This window comes from Acinetobacter sp. YH18001 (assembly GCF_013416975.1).
Lineage (GTDB): Bacteria > Pseudomonadota > Gammaproteobacteria > Pseudomonadales > Moraxellaceae > Acinetobacter > Acinetobacter pseudolwoffii.
In genome coordinates this window covers 1-2838 of record NZ_VPEU01000100.1, presented here as the reverse complement: position 1 = coordinate 2838, position 2838 = coordinate 1, and the positions used below count along the sequence as shown (strand labels likewise).

Genomic DNA, 2838 nt, shown 5'->3' with positions numbered 1-2838 from the left:
TTCTAGATAGATAAAACAAATCACTTATGCTATTTATTCATAAAGAAAGCTAAAAACACTATATTTAATCATAAAAAAATTAGTTCATATTAAATCTCATCTCTACATTAAAAGACCAATGAAAAAGGCTCTATTAAAAATATAGGGTTTGAAAGTGAGTTTTTTGGATGTGGATCAGTTGCATTTCCACCAGAACATGTAGATAAAGCAAATAACTTAAGTTGGGGTGATATAGGTATTAGCTCAATTGGTAAACCATATGCATATGATGATGGTCATTACTCTCCAATTGATCAGTACGAACGTAATGATAGAGAACCTATAGGTGTCCATTTAATTTTTGAATACCCACAACATGTTATTGGTGGGAGGAAGTGGATACTTAATCCAGATTTGATAGTTGCTCTTGGCTTAATTAAGGAAGGACAAAGTTGGATAAGACCTGAGGAAAATTTTGTTGAAGTAGCTCGTGAATTTTTTGATGAACAAGGTAATCATGTACTAATAGAAATTAAAAGAGAGTTTCTAATTGATTATTTAGCTGCAAGAAATTTAACACTTCGACTCTCATATTATCGTCAGAGAGTAGAAAATGTTGAATCATTGACAAGTAGTGTTTATGCAGATTTAACAAATCTTCAAGAACAGCGAAACGATGGAAGATTTGAGCTACTTATTCGCAATATAAATGATGTCTTTGGCGGTGGATGGGCATCATTTAGAGTTTGGAGAACAGATGTCGATGAAAGTGAAGATGCACCAGTAATGGGGCCTGAAAGTGATGATAATACAGATTATGAAACGTCAAAAGGTCATAAAGGTGGATATCAAGGTGTACGAGTAGAAGGAGAATTTTGGAAGGATGAATGGATTAATCATCAAGGAAAAAGTATACGTGTTCGTAAAGATCAAAACGATGCATTACCAAACTTTGTTGTAGAAACTGATGGGGCCAGAATGAATGCCACTTCATTAAATAATGAAGATATTGGTCGTTGGCTATGGTTTCGTTCTAGTGTTATTAGCGAATTGCTCAGTTACAGAGGATTTTTTCTTGAATGGTATACAGCAGAAACTGGGGCTATTCATTCGACCTCTGGATATAGAACACATTTTGGAGTGAACTCATCAGATTTCATCACTGTTTATGCTTATGATATAGCTCGTTTAGAAGCATGGGAGCAACATGTTTGGGCTGCCCATAACATAGTTCCAGATGGGAAAGTTTCTTCTGAATTGCTAATGGCACAGGTTAAGGCACAACCTGCTTCTACACACGCTGCTGAAACTATGCTATTTGAATGTACTAAGTTATTAGAAGCAGGGTTTAATAACGAATATGGAATTAAGTTATTTTCACAAGATATAAGTGAGAGCAACTTCTTTAAGGATATATCTCGTTTTTCGAGTAAAGATCAGACATCATTATTAAGATTGGCAAAGGAAGTTATCCGCTTTTTCTCTGAGCGTTTGAATAAGGAGCAACTCCGTAAGCTTTCAACACATAAAGATAAAGAAAAGCTCGGTTCAAATAAACTACTTGAAAGTATCTTAGCTGATAAAGTTGGAAGCGATAAAGCACGTGAGATTTTTGGCGTGATTGCTGGAGTCTATGATATGAGAAATGGTGATGCACATCCGACGAGCTCTAAGATTGGAGATGCTTTGAAACTAGCTAGAATTGATGAAAATAGATCTTATCTTAGACAAGGTGAACAACTTATTTCAAATTTCGGGCAATCTATTTGGTGGATTGGTAAATTATTATTTGGGGAGTCACAATAGCAATCTATAAAAAAGCCGAAAATAATTTTTTAGGTTCATATTCATCCCTAATGCACAACTGAAACTCAGACAAGAAAAAAGCCAGACATACTCTCTGGCTTTTTCATATGAATTATACAGGCATACCCTCTGCCTTGATTCACATCCGATTCTTTTTACATACAAATTAATATAAAATTATGGTGCTTTATGTGACGGAGGATCATTAACTATTACTTCTGCATCAATATTAAATTGACTTAATAAATTTGTCTGTTCTTCAACTGATAAAAGCTCGCAGCAACACGGATTATTAATTTTGGTAAAGTTATAATTATATTTTTCAGCATATTTTACAATATTAGCTAATAAAGCCTCAAAAGCTTTAAGAGCTGTATCATACATTTCTGATAGAGGTGATTGACTTATATCTACAATAAAATCTGTCGGTAAGCCCTGTGGTGTGCTAGTCCATGCACTAAATTGACCACTATCAGCTTTCTTAATTTCAGTCATAATAACGAATGGTTGATTTTGTGCAGTAGTTAAATAAAAGTGAAATTCTTGTAATGGGATCATACTTTACTCTTAAGGTTATTTTTAAACTATAAAACTTCATCTTACACTCATAAATTTGTTATTTATAATATTCTTTTTCAGCTCCAAAGCAATATTTAACATATGATGTTCGAATTGCAACCAAGTTCCCACAAATTACTTGATCCATCGTGCAAGATATTATTGCCCTCCATTTAATAAATGATTTTTGGGGTTCAGGGGATCGCCCCTGACAAGCCCTGTTGCGTACCAAAAAGCAATCCGTAGGATTGATTTTTGTAGCTACAGGTAGGCTTGCTCAATGGCAAGATCACTTTTAGTAGGCTCATTGAGGCAAATTAGATAAATTTCTTTTTTCAAATTTCGCTGGATTCTCCTATACTCAATGACCATTTTTTTAACATTTCCAAGCAGAATTTTGCTGAAATCTATTCCGAACAAAACCAGAATACCCTTCAAGTTCTGAGTTCATTACAAACAGTGATGGCCAAAGATGAAGTATTGAAATCTTACATC

The 2838-nt window shown here is 34.2% G+C and carries 2 protein-coding genes and 1 pseudogene; 2 read left to right on the top strand and 1 reads right to left on the bottom strand.

Features of this window, described 5'->3' with window-relative positions; genetic code table 11:
• Positions 1 to 393 precede the first annotated feature (393 nt).
• A complete protein-coding gene (locus FTV48_RS14410; protein WP_257222979.1) occupies positions 394 to 1785 on the top strand; it encodes a hypothetical protein in 1392 nt (463 codons plus the stop codon).
• A gap of 177 nt (positions 1786 to 1962) precedes the next feature.
• Here the strand turns inward: FTV48_RS14410 and FTV48_RS14405 are convergent, their stop codons facing one another.
• The gene (locus FTV48_RS14405; RefSeq protein ID WP_180000750.1) at positions 1963 to 2343 is read right to left on the bottom strand and encodes a hypothetical protein; all 381 of its coding nucleotides are present in this window, start codon (positions 2341 to 2343) and stop codon (positions 1963 to 1965) included.
• A 369-nt stretch (positions 2344 to 2712) separates the two neighbouring features.
• Between FTV48_RS14405 and FTV48_RS14400 the strand changes: the two are divergent.
• Positions 2713 to 2838: pseudogene (locus FTV48_RS14400) on the top strand (DUF3015 family protein); the annotation flags it as partial.

Excerpts from the sequence above, each read along its gene's own strand:
- FTV48_RS14405 (WP_180000750.1), bottom strand. The coding sequence starts at position 2,343 with ATGATCCCATTACAAGAATTTCACTTTTATTTAACTACTGCACAAAAT.